The sequence below is a fragment of the Dokdonella fugitiva genome (assembly GCF_014138265.1).
Classification (GTDB): Bacteria; Pseudomonadota; Gammaproteobacteria; order Xanthomonadales; family Rhodanobacteraceae; genus Dokdonella_A; species Dokdonella_A fugitiva_A.
In genome coordinates, this window is the sequence record NZ_JACGXL010000001.1 from 266248 (window position 1) to 284035 (window position 17788).

A 17788-nucleotide genomic window follows, 5' to 3' on the forward strand; every position below is an offset into this window, starting at 1 on the left:
CATGTCGAACAGCGTGACTCCTGCCATCGATGGCGGCGCGAGCGTGTCGCGCGAGCAAGCCGCCGGTGCCGCGCCGGCACTGCGCACGCGTGCGCTGAGCCTATGGTACGGCGCGCGCCGCGCGCTCGATGCGGTCGACCTCGACGTGCCGGCGCGACGCATCACCGCGCTGATCGGCCCGAGCGGGTGCGGCAAGTCGAGCCTGCTGCGCTGCCTCAACCGCCTCACCGACGAGATCGAAGGCACGCGCGTCGAGGGCGAGGTGCGCCTCGGCGAAGCCGACGTCTATGCGCCGGACGCGTTCGTGCACGAACTGCGCCGGCGCGTCGGCATCGTGTTCCAGCGGCCGAATCCGTTCCCGTTGTCGATCCACGACAACGTCGCCTACGGCCTGCGCCTGCTCGGCATCCGCAGCCGGCGCGAACTCGACGAGCGCGTCGAGGCGGCGCTGAAGGCAGCCGCGTTGTGGGATGAAGTCGCGAGCCGGCTCGACGACGGCGCGCTCGGCCTTTCGCTCGGCCAGCAGCAACGCCTCGTCATCGCGCGCGCGATCGCGGTCGAGCCCGAGGTGCTCATGCTCGACGAGCCTGCGTCCGCGCTCGATCCCGCCGCGACGCTGCGCTTCGAGGAACTGCTGCACGAGCTCGCCGGGCGCTACACGCTGCTGCTCGTCACGCACAACATGCAGCAGGCGGCGCGGGTGTCCGATTTCACCGCGTTCATGCACGCGGGCCGCCTGATCGAATTCGGCGACACCGACGCGCTGTTCACCAATCCGCGCGAACGGCAGACCGAGGATTTCATCACCGGCCGCTACGGCTGAGCCGCCGCCGCCCGCGCCCACCGGACGCAATCGCGTCACGACGCGTCCGCTATAGTGCCTTCCCGTCCACGCACCACGACCATCCGCCCGGTTCCATCATGGATCGCCTGCATCTCACCCAGCACATTTCCCGCCAGTTCAACAGCGAAATCGAGGACGTGCGGCGGCAGGTGCTCGCGATGGGCGGCATCGTCGAGGAGCAGATCGCCGCGGCGGTCCGCGTGCTGGTCGCGCGCGAGGCGGGCGCGCTCGGCGAGATCCGCGAGCGCGAGCAGCGCATCAACGCGGCCGAGCTCGCGATCGACGAGCAGTGCGCGTTCATCCTCGCCCGGCGCCAGCCGGCCGCGTCGGACCTGCGCCTCGTGCTCTCGGTCATGAAGATGCTCGCGGACCTCGAGCGCATCGGCGACGAGGCCAAGCGCATTGCGCGGCTCGGCGAACACCTGCTCAACGAGGAAAGCGGAGCCGACGTCACCGCGGCACTGGCCGAACTCGGCCACGTCGCGCGCGACATGCTGCGCGGCGCGCTCGACGCGTTCGCGCGCCTCGACGAACAGCTCGCGCTCGACGTCATGCACCGCGACCGCCGCCTCGACGGCAGCTTCCGCTCGGTGTCGGCGACGCTCGTCGCGCGCATGCAGCAGGTGCCCGAGCAGATCCCCGTCGAACTCGACCGCCTCTGGTGCGCGCGCTCGTTCGAGCGGATCGGCGACCGCTGCAAGAACCTGTGCGAGTTCGTGCTCTACCTCGTGCGCGGCAAGGACGTGCGCCACTCGGGTCTCGCCAAGGGCGACGCGCCACGCGGCTGACCGCGCCGACCCTTGCGGAACGCGCGCCGCGCCACCATCACGCGGACGTGGACAGCGCCATCGACATCGGTCTCGCACGACCCGACGAAGCGCCGGTGATCGCCGCGCAATCGCGCGAACTCATCGAGCACGGACTCGACTGGCGCTGGACGCCGGGTCGGTTGCGGCGCGCGATCGCCTCGAACGACACGAACGTCGCGGCCGCGCGCTTCGACGGCCAGCTCGTCGGCTTCGGCGTCATGCAGTACCTCGACGAGGAGGCGCACCTGTGCCTGCTCGCAGTGCTGCCGGGCTGGCAGCGCCGCGGCGTCGGCGCGCGCCTCGTGCGCTGGCTCGAGGCGGCGGCGCTCGAAGCAGGTATCGGCGTGATCCGTCTCGAGGCGCGTCGGCGCAATGCCGTGGCGCGCGCGTTCTACCGCCGGCTCGGTTACGAGGAGATCATGCTCTCGACCGGCTACTACGCACCGCACGAGGATGCGGTGCGCTTCGCCAAGGACCTCTGGCTCGCGCCGCCGGCGTTGCCGCCGGCCTAGCGGACGCCGGGCGTCAACTGCGCAGCGCGGGCGAGTCCCAGCCCGGGCGCGGTGCGAAGCGCGCGCCGTACGTCTTCGCGAGCGCGTCGAGGCGCGCCCTCAGTGCGTCGGCGCCGGTGTCGCGCACGTGCTTGATCGGGCCGCCGCGGAACGGCGCGAAGCCGGTGCCGAAGATGACGCCCGCGTCGAGCAGGTCGGCGTCGTCGACGACCGAGTCGTGCAGGCAGGCGACGGCCTCGTTGAGCAGGGGCAGGACCAGGCGATCCTCGAGGTCGTCCGGGGCGACGTAGTTCGGATCGACTTCGGGCTTCTGCGGCCTGCCGTCCTGCCAGGTGTAGAAGCCCTGGCCGTCCTTCTTGCCGCGCTTGCCGCCCTTGACGAGTTCGTCGAGGCCGGGCGGGATGTCGAGGCCGAGGAACGGCCCGAGTTCGGCGCCGACCGATGCGGCGACGTCGAGGCCGACCGTGTCGATGAGCTCGATCGGTCCCATCGGCATGCCGAACTTCTTCGCCGCGCGATCGATCACCGGCCCCGGCACGCCCTCGCTGTACGCGCGTGCGGCTTCGAGCATGTACGGCATGAGGATGCGGTTGACGAGGAAGCCCGGCGTGCCGGCGACCGGCACCGGCAGCTTGTCGAGCGCCTTGCAGAATGCGAGCGCGCGCTTCTCCACCGCGGCATCGAGCTGGTCGTGGCGCACGATCTCGACCAGCGGCATCAACGCGACCGGATTGAAATAGTGCAGGCCGAGGAAGCGCGCGGGCTTCTGCACGGTCGTGCGCAGTTCGGCGAGCGGAATGCTCGAGGTGTTGGTCGCGAGCAGCGCGTCGGACTTCATCTTCGGCTCGGTCGCGCGGTAGAGCGTTTCCTTCGCCTCGGCATTCTCGTAGATCGCCTCGATCGCGAGATCGGCGTCGGGGATGCCGGTGCCGTCGACGTCGGCCTTGAGGCGCGCGAGCACGGGTGCGACGCGCTCGGCGGTCTTCAGCTTCTTCGTGAACAGCTCCTTCGCGCGGTCGAGCGCGGGCTGCACGTATTTCATCTCGCGATCCTGCAGGGTCACGTCGAAGCCGCGCAGCGCGCACCACGCGGCGATGTCGCCGCCCATGACGCCGGCGCCGACGACGTGCACGTGCTTGATGCCGTGTTCGGCGCCGCCGCCGAGTCCCTTCAGGCGCTCCTGCAGGAAGAACACGCGGATCAGGTTGTGCGCAGTCGGCGTCGCGGCGAGCTTCGCGACCGCGCGCGCCTCGAGCTTGAGGCGCTGCACGAGGCTCGAGCCGCCGCGGCGCCAGGTTTCGATCAGCGCGAACGGTGCCGGGTAGTGTTCCTTGCGCACCTTCGCCGCGGTCTGCTTGACGAGGATCGGCGCGAGCACCTGCCGCACCGGCCAGAGGTTGGTCGCCCACGCGGTCGCGCGCTGCGCGAGCGGGCGGCTGCGCGGATGGCGGATGAGTTCCTTCGCCGCTTCGACGAGCAGCTCGGGCGAGGTCAGCGCATCGACGAGGCCGAGCGCCTTGGCGTTCTCGGCCGAGGCGTTGCGGCCGGTGAGCATGAGTTCGAGCGCGGCCGGTGCGCCGATCAGGCGCGGCAGGCGCGCCGACCCGCCCCAGCCGGGGAAGATGCCGAGCTTGACTTCCGGCAGCGCGATGCGCGTCGAGGCGTCGCGCGAGGCGACGCGGTAGCGGCAGGCGAGGGAGAGTTCGGTGCCGCCACCCATGCAGACGCCGTGGATCGCCGCGACGGTCGGGCAGGGCAGCCGGCCCAGGCGCAGGAAGATGCGCTGGCCGTTCTCGAGCGCGTCCTGCACCGTGCCGTTCTTCTCGAAGCTCTCGAATTCCTTGATATCGGCGCCGACGATGAAGCCGTTCGCCTTGCCCGAGCGGACGATCACGCCCTTCGGCGGCTCGATCGCGAGGCGTTGGATGATCTCGGACAGCTCGTCGAGCACCGCGCGCGAGAGCGCGTTGACCGAGCTGCCGGCACGGTCCAGCGTCAGCACCACGATGCCGTCGGCGTCACTGGTCGTCTGCCAATGCTGGAAACGCAGGCCTTCGAACATGACCGGCTCCGGGAGCGTGCTGGGGGACGGCTATAATCCGGGCAAGCCGTGCGTCGGGTCAATGCAGTACCGGCAAGGAGTTGCGGAACACACTTGCGGTACGATCGCAGCAGGGAGCGCCGCGGACACCGCATCGGCCGGATCGCCTCGTGCGCAGCCGGGGCGGCGTGCGCCGGACGCGTCTTCAGGGGAGCGTGTGATCGACAACAAAGCTGAATTGCCGGTCATCCAGAAGCTGCTCGACCGCATCGTGCAGTCGGCGCAGCACATCGTGGCCCTGCAGACGTCGAGCGTCGCGGACACGGTGGCGCAGATGCGCGTGCTGGCGATGCGCGGCGGCACGTCGATCTACGCCTGGGATCCGGACGGCGGCCTCGCCTCGCTGCGCGAGAGCGGCATGCACGTGCCCGGTTCCAAGCGCATGTCCGACGCACTGCGCTACGTGCTGCAGAGCATGCACTTCGGCATCTACCTCTTCGTCGACTACGAGGCGCACCTCAAGCCCGCGGACGTGCTGCTGCTGCGACGCATTTCGCGCACGCCGACCAGCAACGAGCGCAAACTCGTGTTCGTCAGCGGCCGCGGCGAGTTGCCGGAGGAACTGGACGGGATGTACGACCGCCTCGCGGTGGAGAGCGAGTTGCACCGCCAGCTGCGCTTGCGCGACGGGCGCTGGGTCACATGAGCAATCCGGCCCCCGAAGCGCGTGGTGGGGCACTGATCGTCGCGGCCGATCGCGAAGACCGGCGCGTGCTGTTCGACGCGCTCGACGCGCAGGCGTTCGAGGAAATCTATTCGGCCAGGGACATCGAACAGGCGCGCGGCTTCCTCGTGCCCGACCTCGACATCGATCTCGTACTGCTCGAGTTCGGCGAGGACCCGGCCGAAGCGCTCACCTTCTGCGACGAACTGCGCAAGCACGCGCGACACGACCTGCCGGTCATCGGCATCCTCGGCAGCCGCGGCGGCAGTTGGCGCGACGGTCGCCTGCCGGCCGGGCTCATCGAGTGGATCGCACGGCCGGTCAAGCCCGACGACGCGCTCGCGCGGATCAAGGTCGCGCTCGCCGCGCGCAGCGCCGGCACCGTGCGCAGCCAGCACGCGACCGGCGGCGAGCGCTACCAGTTCGCGTTCGACGGCAGCCTCGACGAACTGGCGATCGTCGACCCGGCGAGCGGACGCATCCTCGAGGTCAATGCGACCTTCGTGCAGCGTTCCGGCTATCCACGCGCGCAGATCCTCGCCGGCCGCATCGACGGCTTCGATCTGGTGCTGACCGCCGAGCGGCGCGAGGAGATCGCGCGCAAGCTCGAGCGTGACGGCAGCGTGCACGTGCGAGCGCGCAAGCCGCGCGCCGACGGCGGCAGCTATCCGGTCGACCTGCACGTGCGCCTCGCGGTGCAGGAGGGACGCGTCGTCCACTTCTACCTGTTCCGCGAGATCGAGGAACTGAGCCGCCACCAGGAGGCGCTCGTCGCGCTGCTGCGCATGGCGCAGGGCGGGTCTCACGACCCGGCGGAAACCACGCTGCGCTGCCTGGTCGACTGGCTCGCACTCGACTACGCGGTGTTCGTCGAGGCGCCGGCGGAACAGGCGCCGGAGCCGCAGGCGCTCGCCGTTTTCCGCCGCATGGAGGACAGCGAGGGTCCCGACCCGCTGCGCGAGGTGAACCTGCGCCACGTGCTCGACGGCAACGAGATCCTGCAGGCGTCCGGCGCGTGGCGCAGTCCCGGCGCGGATGCGTCCGTGCGCGAACATCGCTACGAATGCGTGATCGGCCTGCCGCTGTACGGCGAACGCCAGACCTGCCTCGGTGCACTGATGATGGCGCGCCACGACCCGCTCGTGCTCGACGCCGCGGTGATCGCCGGCGTGCGCGTGGTCGCCCATTCGCTCGCGAGCGAACTCGACCTGCGCCACGCGCGTGCGCAGGGACGCGCGATCGGCCTGCGCGACCCGCTGACCGGGCTGCCGAACCGCCTGCTGTTCAACGACCGCCTGAACTCCGCGATCAGCGAGGCGCACCGCACGAGCGAGATGTTCGCGGTCGTATTCGTCGACCTCGACCGCTTCAAGAACATCAACGATTCACTCGGCCACGCGGTCGGCGACCAGGTGCTCGCCGCGGTCGCCAAGCGCCTGCGTGCGAGCGTGCGCAGTTCCGACACGGTCGCGCGCTACGCCGGCGACGAGTTCACGTTGATCCTGCGCCACATCGTGCAGCGCGAGGACGTCGTGCGCATCGCCGAGAAGATCGTCCGCGCGATGGAGGCGCCGCTGCAGCTGACCGGCGGGCTCGAGCTGAGCATGACCGCGTCGCTCGGCCTCAGCTTCTACCCGGACGACGCGACCGACGCCGAGCGCCTGCTCAAGCACGCCGACGTCGCGATGTATTCGGCCAAGGGCATGGGGCGCAACAACTTCCAGGCCTACGTGGCGGTGCCCGAGGAGTCGCACCAGCAGCGCCTCGCGCTCGAGGCGAAGCTGCGCCAGGCCGAGCGCAACGGCGAGCTGCGCGTGTTCTACCAGCCGCAGCTCGACGGGCAGACCGAAGACATCGTCGGCATGGAGGCGCTGATCCGCTGGGAGCACCCCGAACTCGGCATGATCAGTCCCGGCTTCTTCATCCCGTTGGCCGAGGAGTCGGGACTGATCATCCCGATCGGCGAGTGGATCCTGCGCGCAGCCTGCCGTGACACGCACCGCTGGCAGGTGCAGCACGGCCTGCCGTTACGCATCGGCGTGAACCTGTCGCCGTTGCAGCTGCGCCAGCCGAACCTCGTCCAGGTCGTCGCCGACGTGCTCAAGGAAACCGGGCTCGATCCGCGCCTGCTCGACCTCGAGGTGACCGAGAGCATCAACGTCAAGTCGATCCCGAACCTGCTCGAGACGCTGCACGGACTGCGTGGCCTCGGCTGCGGCATCTCGATCGACGATTTCGGCACCGGGCAGTCTTCCCTCGACTACATCAAGCGCTTCCCGGCCGACCGCATCAAGATCGACCAGGCCTTCGTGCGCAACATCGGCGTCGACCCCGACGACGAGGCGATCGTGCGCGCGACGATCTCGATGGCGCACAATCTCAACCGCGAGGTCGTTGCCGAAGGCGTCGAGATCGAGCAGCATCTGGATTTCCTCCGCGCCGAGGGGTGCGAGGTGCTGCAAGGGTTCCTGTTCTGCCGCCCGCTGCCCGCGGCCAGCTTCGAGGCCCTGCTGCAGGAACGTGCCCGGCTCCTCGGCCGGGTTGCCGTGCCGACCGCGCGCGCCTGAGGTCGCGGCGGCGGAACTATTCGCGCCGGACGTGGTCGAGGTGGTATGCCCGAACGCGCCGGCAAACAGGGAGTAAGGCCCGGATGGGCGAAAGCGACTCGGATCAGGCGCTCGTCGAACGCGTCCAGAATGGCGACAAGCGCGCGTTCGACCTTCTGGTCAGGAAGTACCAGCACAAGCTGGTCAGCGTCATTTCCCGCTATGTCAACGACTGGAGCGAATGCCAGGACGTGGCGCAGGAGGCGTTCGTGCGCGCGTATCGAGCGATCGGCTCGTTCCGCGGCGACGCCCAGTTCTACACGTGGATCTATCGCATCGCGATCAATACCGCCAAGAACTGGCTCGTCTCGCAGGGACGGCGTCCGCCGACCGAGGACGTGGCGGTCGAGGACGCGGTCCAGTACGACGGCGCGGCGCGCCTGCACGAATCGGCCACGCCCGAACGTGAACTCATGCGCCAGGAAATTGAACGAACCGTGTTCGCCACGGTCGAACAGTTGCCGGAAGAGCTGCGCACGGCGATCACGCTGCGCGAGGTCGACGGTTTGAGTTACGAGGAAATCGCGGAAGCGATGAATTGCCCGATCGGTACGGTCAGGTCGCGCATCTTCCGAGCCCGCGAAGCGATCGACGAGCAATTGCGTCCGTTGTTGTCGGAGGAAAACAGAGCCTCATGAACGAGCACATCGACGAACAAGTGTCGGCCCTCATGGACGGCGAGCTCGAACGCGACCAGACGCGCTTCGTGCTGCGTCGGATTTCGGCCGACAGTGCGCTGCCACTGCGCTGGGAGCGCTACCACATCGCGCGCCAGACCCTGCGCCGGCAGGACATCGTCGTGCTGCGCCACGGCTTCGCCGATGGCGTGATGGCGCGGCTGGAGGCCGAGACGGCGGTGCGCGCCCATGCCGGCGGCCAATGGCTGCGCTGGGGTGCGGGCGGTGCGATCGCTGCCTCGGTCGCGGTCGCGGCGCTCGTCATGACGCGCCCGGCCTCGACGCCGGGCGAGACGTCGACCGTCGCGAGCACGCGTTCGGCGACGCTGTCGGGGCCGACGATCGCCGCCGCTCCGGCCGCGGCGAGCACGGCTCCCGCGGTCACCGGCTTGCCCGACGTGCGTCCGCCGCTGCTGTTGCCGAACGCCCCCGCGGACGCGTCGCCCGTGAGCTTCGGCGGCGAAGGCGGCCAGGTCGTCGTGCTGGATCCGCGCCTGCAGTCCTACCTCGTGCGCCATTACCAGTCCGTCGGCCCGGGCGGGCAGTCCGGCTTCGTGCCGTACGTGCTGCTCGCGACCCCGCAGAATCCCGGCGATGCCGCGCAGCCGGGCACGGCAGGCGCGCAGAACCGTTGAGTCGAAGCCTCGGGACGGAGCACGGTCCGGCGCCATGGTCGACCAAGGCCAGCGCGTGACGACCGCCCGTTCGTTGCCGATGGCCTTCCTCGTCGCGCTCGTTCTCGCCGCCGGCGTGGCGCGCGCGGAAGCGCCGGTGCCGCCGCAGGCGCTCGTGCGGATGTACGACGCGATCCGCCGCCTCGACTACCAGGGTTCGTTCGTCTACGCGCGCGGCGCCCAGGTCGATGCGCTGCGCATCTTCCATGCCGGCGGCATCGCCGAGCGCGAGCGGCTGGTCGGGTTGAACGGTGCGCGCAGCGAAGTCGTGCGCGACGGTGCGACCGTCACCTGCATGCAGGGCGCGGCGCCGACGATGCTGTTCCGCAGCTCGGGCACGCACCTGCTGCCGCTGCTGCCGGACGTGGGCGCGGCGGCGACCGGACGCTACTACGCGGTGGTCGCAGCGGGGACCGATCGTGTCGCGGGTTACCAGGCGCATCGCGTCGACGTCGTCCCGCGCGACGGCTACCGCTACGGCTACCGGCTCTGGCTCGAGGACGACAGCGGCTTTCCGCTGCGCTCGGCGGTGATCGACGCGAACCATCGGTCGCTCGAGGAATACATGTTCGTGACCCTCGACATCGGCGCCAGGCCGCGCGACAGCGATCTCGCGGCGAGCGCGGGGACGACGGTCGCGGCGCCCGCGGACGAACCAACGCTCGGCGCGCCCCGCTGGCGCGTCGGCGACCCGCCGCCCGGATTCGTGTTGAGCCGCACGCACGCGCCGGTCGGCGGTGCCGAGCACCAGCTGTACACCGACGGCGTCGCCAACGTGTCGATCTACATCGAGCCTGCCGGTGGCGGCGCGCGCGCCGACCAGCGCCTCAGCCGTGGCATGCTCGGCATCTATTCGCACGAGGCCGGCAACGTGCGTTTCACCGCGATCGGCGACGTGCCGCGCATCACGCTCGAGCGCATGGTGCGGTCGTTGCAGCCGGTCGCGCCGGCGCGCTGAAGCGATGCTGAAAACGCGGCCGGTCGCACCGGAACTTTGGCGCGCCGCACGCGTCAATAGCGGAAATCGGCTGCCCCTCCAGGGGCACCGGAATCGAATTCCCAGGAGGCAATTGACACCATGACGATGATTTCAAGGAGTGAACGACGCTCCCTGTCGCGCTGGGCCGTGGCGCCGCTGCTCGTGTTCGCGTTCGCCGCGAACGTGCCGGCGGTCGAGCTGCCCGATTTCTCGGGCCTGGTCGAACGCTACGGCCCGGCCGTGGTCAACGTGCAGGCGAGCGGCAACCCGGACGCGCAGGCGCAGGACCCGTCGAACGACCAGCAGGACGTGCCGGAGATCTTCAAGCGCTTCTTCGGGCCGATGCCGCAGCCGCGCGAGCGCGGCATGCGCGTGTCGATGGGCTCGGGTTTCATCATCTCGCAGGACGGCTACGTGCTGACCAACAACCACGTCGTCGACGGCGCCGACGAAGTGACCGTGCGCCTGTCCGACCGGCGCGAGCTCGACGCGAAGGTGGTCGGCACCGACGCGCAGTACGACATCGCGCTGCTCAAGCTCAACGCGACCGACCTCCCGGTGGTCAGCCTCGGCGATTCCAAGGTCGTCAAGGCCGGCCAGTGGGTCGTCGCGATCGGCTCGCCGTTCGGCTTCGACCACTCGGTCACCGCCGGCATCATCAGCGCAGTCGGTCGCCAGTTCGGCGGTGCCGACCAGCAGTACGTGCCGTTCATCCAGACCGACGTGCCGATCAACCGCGGCAATTCCGGCGGGCCGTTGTTCAACCTGAGCGGCCAGGTGGTCGGCATCAACTCGCAGATCTTCTCGAACACCGGCGGCTTCATGGGCGTGTCGTTCGCCATTCCGATCGACATCGCGATGAACGCGGTCGAGCAGATCAAGGCGACCGGTCGCGTGAGCCGCGGCATGATCGGCGTGCAGATCCAGAACGTCGATCGCGAGCAGGCGAAGGCTCTCGGCCTGCCGCGCAGCGGCGGCGCGCTCGTCAACAAGGTCACGCCGGGCAGTTCGGCCGACAAGGCGGGCGTGCAGGTCGGTGACGTCATCCTCGGTTTCGCCGGCCACGAGATCGCGATGTCGGCGGACCTGCCGCCACTGGTCGGATCGAGCAAGCCGGGCAGCAAGGCGGACCTGTCGGTCTGGCGCGAAGGCAAGACCCTGACGATCCCCGTCACGGTCGGCGAACTGCCGGCGGACAAGGAGGCGCTCGCGGGCGCGCGCAGCACCGCCCCCGCGGCGGCGGCCGGCAATCCGCTCGGCATCGTCGTCGAGGACCTCACGGCCGACCAGCGCAAGCAGCTCGGCATCACCGACGGCCAGGGCGTCGTCGTCACGCGCATCACCGGCAACGCCGCGCGGCGCGCGGCGCTCGAGCCGGGCGACGTGATCCTCATGGTCGGCCGCAAGCCGGTGAAATCGGTCGGCGACTTCAATGCGAGCCTGAAGGACGCCAAGCCCGGTGAATCGGTGATGCTCCTCGTGCGTCGCGACGAGCAGACGCAGTTCCTCGCGCTGACGGTACCGACGCCCGGCAAGGGCTGAGCGCGTTCGACCGCTCCACCACGGACGGGGCCGCACGGCCCCGTCCGCACGTCCGGACCTGGGATCCGGATCGCGGCGGGACGCGGGGGGAGACTTTCTGCGATAATCCGGCTCTTGTGCCGATCGCTCGCCCGCAGCCGCAATCCGAATGCAACACATCCGCAATTTCTCGATCATCGCCCATGTCGACCACGGCAAGTCCACGCTCGCGGACCGCATCATCCAGCTCTGCGGAGGACTGACCGAGCGCGAGATGGAAGCGCAGGTGCTCGACAACAATCCGATCGAGCGTGAGCGCGGCATCACGATCAAGGCACAGTCCGTCTCTCTGCCGTACAAGGCGAAGGACGGCAACACCTACCAGCTCAACTTCATCGACACGCCGGGCCACGTCGACTTCAGCTACGAGGTCAGCCGCTCGCTCGCCGCGTGCGAAGGCGCGCTGCTCGTCGTCGACGCGGCCCAGGGCGTCGAGGCGCAGTCGGTCGCGAACTGCTACACCGCGGTGGAGATGGGGCTCGAGGTCGTGCCGGTGCTCAACAAGATCGACCTGCCGACCGCCGACATCGACAAGGTGAAGGAGGAGATCGAAGCGGTCATCGGCATCGACGCGACCGACGCGATCGCGATCAGCGCGAAGACCGGCCTCAACGTCGGCGACGTGCTCGAGGCGATCGTCGCGCGCATCCCCGCGCCGAAACCGCTCGACACCGACCGCCTGCAGGCGCTCATCATCGATTCGTGGTTCGACAACTACCTCGGCGTCGTCTCGCTCGTGCGCGTGATGCAGGGCGAGATCCTGCCGGGCGACAAGCTGCTCGTGATGTCGACCGGGCGCAGCCACGAGGTCGACCAGGTCGGCGTGTTCACGCCCAAGCGGCTGGTCAAGGACGCGCTGCGCGCTGGCGAGGTCGGTTGGGTCACCGCGTCGATCAAGGACGTGCACGGCGCACCGGTCGGCGACACGCTGACCCAGGCCGGAAAGCCGGCCGCGAAGCCGCTGCCGGGGTTTCGCGAAATGCAGCCGCGCGTGTTCGCCGGCCTGTTCCCGACCGCCGCGGACGACTATCCGAAGCTGCGCGAGGCGCTCGAGAAGCTCAAGCTCAACGACGCCGCGCTGCGCTTCGAGCCGGAGAATTCCGAAGCGATGGGCTTCGGCTTCCGTTGCGGCTTCCTCGGCCTGCTGCACATGGAGATCATCCAGGAACGCCTTGAGCGCGAGTACGACCTCGATCTCGTGACGACCGCGCCGACCGTGATCTACGAGGTGCTGAAGACCGACGGCTCGATCCTGTCGCTGGACAATCCGGCGAAGCTGCCTCCGACGCAGTACGTGGAAGAGGTCCGCGAGCCGATCATCGTCGCCAACATCCTCACGCCACCCGACCACATCGGCAACGTGATCAAGCTGTGCGAGGAAAAGCGCGGCATCCAGCGCGCGATCCACTACATGGCGAGCCAGGTGCAGATCAGCTACGAGCTGCCGCTGGCCGAGGTCGTGCTGGACTTCTTCGACAAGCTGAAATCGGTCTCGCGCGGCTACGCCTCGATGGAATACCACTTCGAGCGCTTCCAGGCCGGTCCGCTCGTGCGCGTCGACGTCCTCATCAACGGCGACCGCGTCGATGCCCTGAGCCTGATCCTGCACCGTTCCAGCGCGGATCGGCGCGGGCGCGAGCTGGTCGAGAAGATGAAGGAGCTGATCCCGCGCCAGCAGTTCGACGTGGCGATCCAGGCGGCGATCGGCGCGCAGATCATCGCGCGTTCGACCGTGAAGGCACTGCGCAAGAACGTGCTCGCCAAGTGCTACGGCGGCGACGTCACGCGCAAGCGCAAGCTGCTGGAGAAGCAGAAGGAAGGCAAGAAGCGCATGAAGCAGGTGGGCAGCGTGGAGATCCCGCAGGAAGCCTTCCTCGCCGTGCTGCAGATGGACAAATAGAATCGCCAGGATTGGAGATTCGGGATTCGGGATTCGGCGGGCTCGCCTCGTCGAATTACGAATCCCGAATCTCGCGTCCCGGCTCCGAAGGAGCCCCAGATGGATTTCGATTTCGCATTGCTGCTCGTCGTGTTGACCACCGTGACCGGTGTGGTCTGGCTGTTCGACTGGCTGCTGCTCGCGCGGCGCCGCGCCCACCGCGCCGAGGCGATCAAGGCGATGACCGCGCTGACCGAAGAGGAGCGCGAAGCACGTGCGCGCACTGCGATGCAGGAGTCGGTACCGGTCGAGTACGCGCGCTCGTTCTTCCCGGTGCTGCTGGTGATCCTGCTGTTCCGCTCGTTCATCGCCGAGCCGTTCAAGATCCCCTCGGGGTCGATGATGCCGACCCTGCTGGTCGGCGATTTCATCCTCGTGAACAAGTTCGCATACGGCTTGCGCCTGCCGGTGTTGAATACGAAGATCCTGGATGTCGGCGAACCCAAGCGTGGCGACGTCTTCGTGTTCCGCTACCCGCAGAACCCGAAAGAGGACTACATCAAGCGCGTGATCGGCCTTCCGGGTGACGAAATCACCTATCGCAACAAGGTGTTGTCGGTCAACGGCAAGCCGGTCGAGGAGACCGACCTCGGTGCCTACACCGGCCCGACCGAGCCGGGGCGCCGCAAGGACGATGCGCAGGTGAAGCGCGAGAACCTCGAGGGCGTCGAGCACCGTATCCTCGAGATCCCGCAAGCCTGGAGCGCGAAGGAAGGAACCTGGGTCGTACCGGCCGGGCACTATTTCGCGATGGGCGACAATCGCGACAATAGTGCCGACAGCCGCTTCTGGGGTTTCGTGCCGGAGGCGAACCTGGTCGGCAAGGCGTTCGTGATCTGGATGAACTTCGACGGCCTCAGCCGCATCGGGACGATGATCAAGTAGAGTCGGCTTCCGCAACACTGGGCGCGATCGCGCGAGGGGAGGGCAGATGAGCATGCAGCATCGAAAGAGCAGGGGCATCACGTTGATCGGATTCGCGATCATGCTTTGCGTCGTGGGCTTCTTCGCCTATCTGGCGATGCGCCTGGTCCCCGCGTACACGGAGTACTACGGGGTCGTGAAGTCGATGGAGCTGGAACGCAAGGAGGCGGGCGCGGTGAACAAGACGCTCGAGGACGTCCGGCGCGAACTCGCCTTCAAGTTCACGACGCAATACGTCGACGAGAGGAACGTACCGCCGCAGTCGATTACCCTCAAGCGCGAAGGCGGTGGGTCGACGTTGCGTGTCAACTACGAGCGCCGGATTCCCTTCATGTACAACATCGACCTGCTGGTGACGTTCGACAAGTCGGTGAGCATGACCGGGGCCGGTGAATAGACACCTGCTGCTGGGACACGAATTCGTCGATACGACGCTGCTCGAGCGTGCGCTCACGCACCGCAGCGCGGGTCACGAGAACAACGAACGCCTCGAGTTCCTCGGCGACGCGCTGCTCAACCTGCTCGTCGCCGAACTCGTGTACGAGTTGCATCCGCGTGCGACCGAGGGCGAGATGACGCGCTTGCGCGCGGCACTCGTCAACGGCTCGGCGCTGGCCGAGATGGCGCGGGCCGAGGAACTCGGTGATCGCCTCCGCCTCGGCGCGGGCGAGCTCAAGAGCGGCGGTTTCCGCCGCGACTCCATTCTCGCGGACGCAATCGAGGCGGTGATCGCCGCGATCTACCTGGATGCGGGATGGGCCAGCTGTCGCGACTGCGTGCGCCGCCTGTTCGCCGCGCGCGTCGAGGCGGGGGCGCACACGCCGAAGGACGCCAAGACACGCCTGCAGGAATTCCTGCAGGCACACAACCTGCCGTTGCCGGCCTACGAACTCGTCGCCGCGCAAGGCGAGGACCATGCGCGCGTGTTCGAAGTGAGCTGCACGATCGACGCGCTGTCGATCCGCACCGGCGGGACCGGTTCGAGTCGCCGCGCGGCCGAGCAGGTCGCCGCGGAGCAGGCGTTCGAGGCGGCCATCGCGAGAACCGGAACATGAATACCGCAACGATCCCCCACCGCTTCGGGCGCGTCGCGCTCGTCGGCCGGCCCAACGTCGGCAAGTCCACGCTGCTCAATGCGATCCTCGGCACCAAGCTCAGCATCGTCACGCCCAAGCCGCAGACGACGCGACACCGCATCCTCGGCGTCGAAACGCGCGACGACGCGCAGATCGTGTTCATCGACACGCCCGGCCTGCATCACGGCGGCAAGCGCGCGCTGAACCGCCAGCTCAATCGCGTCGCGCGCCAGGTGCCCGAGGAGGCCGACCTGCTCGTGCACGTGATCGACGGCGTTCGTTGGCGCGACGAGGACGAGGCGGTCTGGCAGCTCGTCTCGAAGCAGTCGGCGCCGTGCCTGCTCGTCGTCAACAAGGTCGACAAGCTCGCCGACAAGAAGGCGCTGCTGCCGTTCGCGGCCGAGGTCACGCGCGAGCGTCGCTACGCGGCGGTGCATTTCCTGGCAGCCCGACGCGGCGACGGCGTGCCGGCCCTGCTCGACGAGATCGTCGCCCTGCTGCCGGAAGGGCCGGCCGAGTTTCCCGCCGACGAATTCACCGATCGCAGCGAACGCTTCCTCGCCGCCGAACTCGTGCGCGAGCAGCTCATGCTGCAGCTCGCCGCCGAACTGCCCTACGCGGCGGCGGTCGAGATCGAACGGTTCGAGGACACGCCCGAGCTGACCCGCATCGGCGCGGTGATCTGGGTCGAGCGCGAAGGACAGAAGGGCATCGTCATCGGTGCCGGCGGCGCCCAGCTCAAGAAGATCGGCAGCGCGGCGCGACGCACGATGGAGCGCGTGTTCGACCGCAAGGTGTTCCTCGAAGTCTGGGTGCGCGTGCGCGAGTCGTGGAGCGACGATGCCGCGGCGCTCAAGCAGTTCGGCTACAGCGAGTAGCCGCCGCACACGCGGATGCGCGTAGACCAGCAGCCGGGCTACATCCTGCACGCGCGGCCGTACCGCGAGACGTCGCTGCTGCTCGAGGTATTCAGCCGCGACCACGGCCGCGTCGGCCTCGTCGCGCGCGGCGTGCGGCGCGAACGCAGCCGCCTGCCGCGCGGCGTCCTGCAGCCGTTGCAGCCGCTGTTGTTCGACTGGATCGCACGGGGTGAACTCGGTGCGCTGGTCGCGGCGGAAATCGCCAGCGCGCCGTTCGCGCTGGCTGGCGACCTGCTGTTCTCGGCGATGTACGTCAACGAACTCGTGTCGCGCCTGTGCGCGCGCAACGATGCGCATCCGCTCGCCTTCGCCGCGTACGCACAGTGCCTCGACCGCCTGGCGGCCGACGAGCCGGCCGGCTGGACGCTGCGTCGTTTCGAACGTGAACTGCTCGCCGACCTCGGCTACGCGTTGCTGCTCGATCGCGACGCGGCCGACGCTGCGCTGCTGCCGGAGCAGGACTATGCCTACGACCCGGAATCCGGTGCGCGTACGTGGACAGCGGGCGACGGTCGCATGCCCCGCGTATCCGGCGCCGCGTTGCTCGCCCTCGGCGCCGACCGGACGCCGGATGCCGCGCAGCTGGCGCAGTTGCGGCGGCTCATGCGCAGCGTGATCCGCCACCATCTCGACGGTGAGCTCAACGCCTGGACGTGGGCGCGACCTGCGGCGCCGCCGACGTCAGGCTGACAGGCGCCGGCGCGCGCGCTCGCCGGCGGCGAGGAAATCCGCCACGCCCTGCGCCGGCCATGCCGCGCCGTCGAGCAGGTTGCGCAGGCGCGCCGACGCGGCGACGAGCGCCGGAACACCGCAGAAACCCGCCGACGCGTCGAGGCGATGCAGGCGATCGCGCAGCGCCTCGCGGTCGTCACGCGCGGCGAACGCTTCCACTTCCGCGGGCAATGCTTCGAGCTCGCCGACGAACAATCCGCGCAGCGCGGCGACGATAGCCTCGTCGCCGCCGGCCGCGCGACGGGCCTGCTCGTCGTCGAGCGCGGCGTCGTCGTGCGGGTCGACGTCGCGAACCGCGTGAACGGACCCACCGCGTCGCGACGGCGTCGCGGCGAAGGCGGTGCCGGCCGGCAGGTGGCGCGCGACCGCTTCACGCAGCGTGTCGATGCGCAGCGGCTTGGGCAGTACCGCGGCGAAGCCGCACTCGCGCAGGGCGGCGGCAGTCGCGGCACCGTCGTCCGCGGTCGTCGCGAGCGCGATCGCGTGCCGCGACGGACCCTCGTCTGCGCGGATGCGCGCGAGTGCCGCCGCACCGTCGAGGCCGGGCATGCGCGCATCCAGCAGCAACAGGTCGAAGGCTGACGCGTTCGCGCATCGCACCGCCGCGAGCCCGTCGACCGCTTCGCCGATGTCGGCACCCGCGTCGGCGAGGGCGTCGGCGAGGAAACGCAGGCTCAGCGGGTTGTCGTCGGCGACGAGGATGCGTGGTGCATTCACGGGACTGTTGTATCTGCGGCGATGAGGCAGAAT

The 17788-nt window shown here is 69.1% G+C and carries 17 protein-coding genes; 15 read left to right on the forward strand and 2 right to left on the reverse strand.

What is annotated here, in order from left to right; translation table 11 throughout:
* Window position 1 precedes the first annotated feature (1 nt).
* From pstB to FHW12_RS01205, 3 genes are all read left to right on the forward strand, one after another.
* Window positions 2-823 carry a phosphate ABC transporter ATP-binding protein PstB gene (gene pstB, locus FHW12_RS01195; protein ID WP_182529161.1) on the forward strand — a complete coding sequence of 274 codons (822 nt, stop codon included), beginning with the start codon at window positions 2-4 and terminating at the stop codon, window positions 821-823.
* A gap of 98 nt (window positions 824-921) precedes the next feature.
* Window positions 922-1632 carry a phosphate signaling complex protein PhoU gene (gene phoU, locus FHW12_RS01200; RefSeq protein ID WP_182529162.1) on the forward strand — a complete coding sequence of 237 codons (711 nt, stop codon included), beginning with the start codon at window positions 922-924 and terminating at the stop codon, window positions 1630-1632.
* A gap of 47 nt (window positions 1633-1679) precedes the next feature.
* The gene (locus FHW12_RS01205; protein WP_182529163.1) at window positions 1680-2165 is read left to right on the forward strand and encodes a GNAT family N-acetyltransferase; all 486 of its coding nucleotides are present in this window, start codon (window positions 1680-1682) and stop codon (window positions 2163-2165) included.
* Between the two features lie 13 nt (window positions 2166-2178).
* Here the strand turns inward: FHW12_RS01205 and FHW12_RS01210 are convergent, their stop codons facing one another.
* Window positions 2179-4227 (reverse strand): 3-hydroxyacyl-CoA dehydrogenase NAD-binding domain-containing protein, encoded by a 2049-nt coding sequence (locus FHW12_RS01210; protein ID WP_182529164.1) that lies wholly within the window; start codon window positions 4225-4227, stop codon window positions 2179-2181.
* A 196-nt stretch (window positions 4228-4423) separates the two neighbouring features.
* Between FHW12_RS01210 and FHW12_RS01215 the strand changes: the two genes are divergently transcribed.
* The 12 genes from FHW12_RS01215 (at window position 4424) to recO (ending at window position 16996) form a co-directional block, all read left to right on the forward strand.
* On the forward strand, window positions 4424-4912 hold the full coding sequence (locus FHW12_RS01215) for a hypothetical protein (RefSeq protein ID WP_182529165.1): 489 nt from the start codon (window positions 4424-4426) through the stop codon (window positions 4910-4912).
* A complete protein-coding gene (locus FHW12_RS01220) occupies window positions 4909-7497 on the forward strand; it encodes an EAL domain-containing protein (protein WP_182529166.1) in 2589 nt (862 codons plus the stop codon). Before FHW12_RS01215 ends, FHW12_RS01220 begins: the two co-directional genes overlap by 4 nt.
* Window positions 7498-7580: 83 nt before the next feature.
* Window positions 7581-8174, forward strand: a complete 594-nt coding sequence (rpoE, locus tag FHW12_RS01225) for an RNA polymerase sigma factor RpoE (RefSeq protein ID WP_182529167.1) — start codon at window positions 7581-7583, stop codon at window positions 8172-8174.
* Window positions 8171-8848 (forward strand): sigma-E factor negative regulatory protein, encoded by a 678-nt coding sequence (locus FHW12_RS01230; protein ID WP_182529168.1) that lies wholly within the window; start codon window positions 8171-8173, stop codon window positions 8846-8848. Before rpoE ends, FHW12_RS01230 begins: the two co-directional genes overlap by 4 nt.
* Window positions 8849-8882: 34 nt before the next feature.
* The gene (locus FHW12_RS01235; protein ID WP_182529169.1) at window positions 8883-9845 is read left to right on the forward strand and encodes a MucB/RseB C-terminal domain-containing protein; all 963 of its coding nucleotides are present in this window, start codon (window positions 8883-8885) and stop codon (window positions 9843-9845) included.
* Window positions 9846-9965: 120 nt separating this feature from the next.
* Window positions 9966-11408, forward strand: a complete 1443-nt coding sequence (locus FHW12_RS01240; RefSeq protein WP_259392792.1) for a DegQ family serine endoprotease — start codon at window positions 9966-9968, stop codon at window positions 11406-11408.
* 148 nt (window positions 11409-11556) lie between these two features.
* Window positions 11557-13347 carry a translation elongation factor 4 gene (gene lepA / locus FHW12_RS01245; RefSeq protein WP_182529170.1) on the forward strand — a complete coding sequence of 597 codons (1791 nt, stop codon included), beginning with the start codon at window positions 11557-11559 and terminating at the stop codon, window positions 13345-13347.
* 99 nt (window positions 13348-13446) lie between these two features.
* The gene (lepB, locus tag FHW12_RS01250) at window positions 13447-14271 is read left to right on the forward strand and encodes a signal peptidase I (RefSeq protein WP_182529171.1); all 825 of its coding nucleotides are present in this window, start codon (window positions 13447-13449) and stop codon (window positions 14269-14271) included.
* Between the two features lie 46 nt (window positions 14272-14317).
* Window positions 14318-14707, forward strand: a complete 390-nt coding sequence (locus FHW12_RS01255; RefSeq protein WP_259392793.1) for a DUF4845 domain-containing protein — start codon at window positions 14318-14320, stop codon at window positions 14705-14707.
* Entirely contained in the window at window positions 14700-15365 is a 666-nt protein-coding gene (rnc, locus tag FHW12_RS01260) for a ribonuclease III (RefSeq protein ID WP_428993604.1), read from the forward strand. The genes FHW12_RS01255 and rnc overlap by 8 nt, the downstream gene beginning before the upstream one ends.
* Window positions 15362-16264: a GTPase Era gene (gene era / locus FHW12_RS01265; RefSeq protein ID WP_182529172.1), complete on the forward strand. Its 903-nt coding sequence runs from the start codon at window positions 15362-15364 to the stop codon at window positions 16262-16264. Before rnc ends, era begins: the two co-directional genes overlap by 4 nt.
* 15 nt (window positions 16265-16279) lie before the next feature.
* Window positions 16280-16996: a DNA repair protein RecO gene (gene recO / locus FHW12_RS01270; protein ID WP_182529173.1), complete on the forward strand. Its 717-nt coding sequence runs from the start codon at window positions 16280-16282 to the stop codon at window positions 16994-16996.
* Here recO and FHW12_RS01275 read toward each other — a convergent pair.
* On the reverse strand, window positions 16988-17755 hold the full coding sequence (locus tag FHW12_RS01275) for a response regulator (protein ID WP_182529174.1): 768 nt from the start codon (window positions 17753-17755) through the stop codon (window positions 16988-16990). The two genes, recO and FHW12_RS01275, sit on opposite strands and share 9 nt — an antisense overlap.
* Between the last annotated feature and the right edge of the window lie 33 nt (window positions 17756-17788).

Coding starts and splice junctions, on each gene's coding strand:
- pstB (WP_182529161.1), top strand. CDS start 2: ATGTCGAACAGCGTGACTCCTGCCATCGATGGCGGCGCGAGCGTGTCG.
- phoU (WP_182529162.1), top strand. CDS start 922: ATGGATCGCCTGCATCTCACCCAGCACATTTCCCGCCAGTTCAACAGC.
- FHW12_RS01210 (WP_182529164.1), bottom strand. CDS start 4,227: ATGTTCGAAGGCCTGCGTTTCCAGCATTGGCAGACGACCAGTGACGCC.
- FHW12_RS01220 (WP_182529166.1), top strand. CDS start 4,909: ATGAGCAATCCGGCCCCCGAAGCGCGTGGTGGGGCACTGATCGTCGCG.
- rpoE (WP_182529167.1), top strand. CDS start 7,581: ATGGGCGAAAGCGACTCGGATCAGGCGCTCGTCGAACGCGTCCAGAAT.
- FHW12_RS01230 (WP_182529168.1), top strand. CDS start 8,171: ATGAACGAGCACATCGACGAACAAGTGTCGGCCCTCATGGACGGCGAG.
- FHW12_RS01235 (WP_182529169.1), top strand. CDS start 8,883: ATGGTCGACCAAGGCCAGCGCGTGACGACCGCCCGTTCGTTGCCGATG.
- FHW12_RS01240 (WP_259392792.1), top strand. CDS start 9,966: ATGACGATGATTTCAAGGAGTGAACGACGCTCCCTGTCGCGCTGGGCC.
- lepA (WP_182529170.1), top strand. CDS start 11,557: ATGCAACACATCCGCAATTTCTCGATCATCGCCCATGTCGACCACGGC.
- lepB (WP_182529171.1), top strand. CDS start 13,447: ATGGATTTCGATTTCGCATTGCTGCTCGTCGTGTTGACCACCGTGACC.
- FHW12_RS01255 (WP_259392793.1), top strand. CDS start 14,318: ATGAGCATGCAGCATCGAAAGAGCAGGGGCATCACGTTGATCGGATTC.
- era (WP_182529172.1), top strand. CDS start 15,362: ATGAATACCGCAACGATCCCCCACCGCTTCGGGCGCGTCGCGCTCGTC.
- recO (WP_182529173.1), top strand. CDS start 16,280: ATGCGCGTAGACCAGCAGCCGGGCTACATCCTGCACGCGCGGCCGTAC.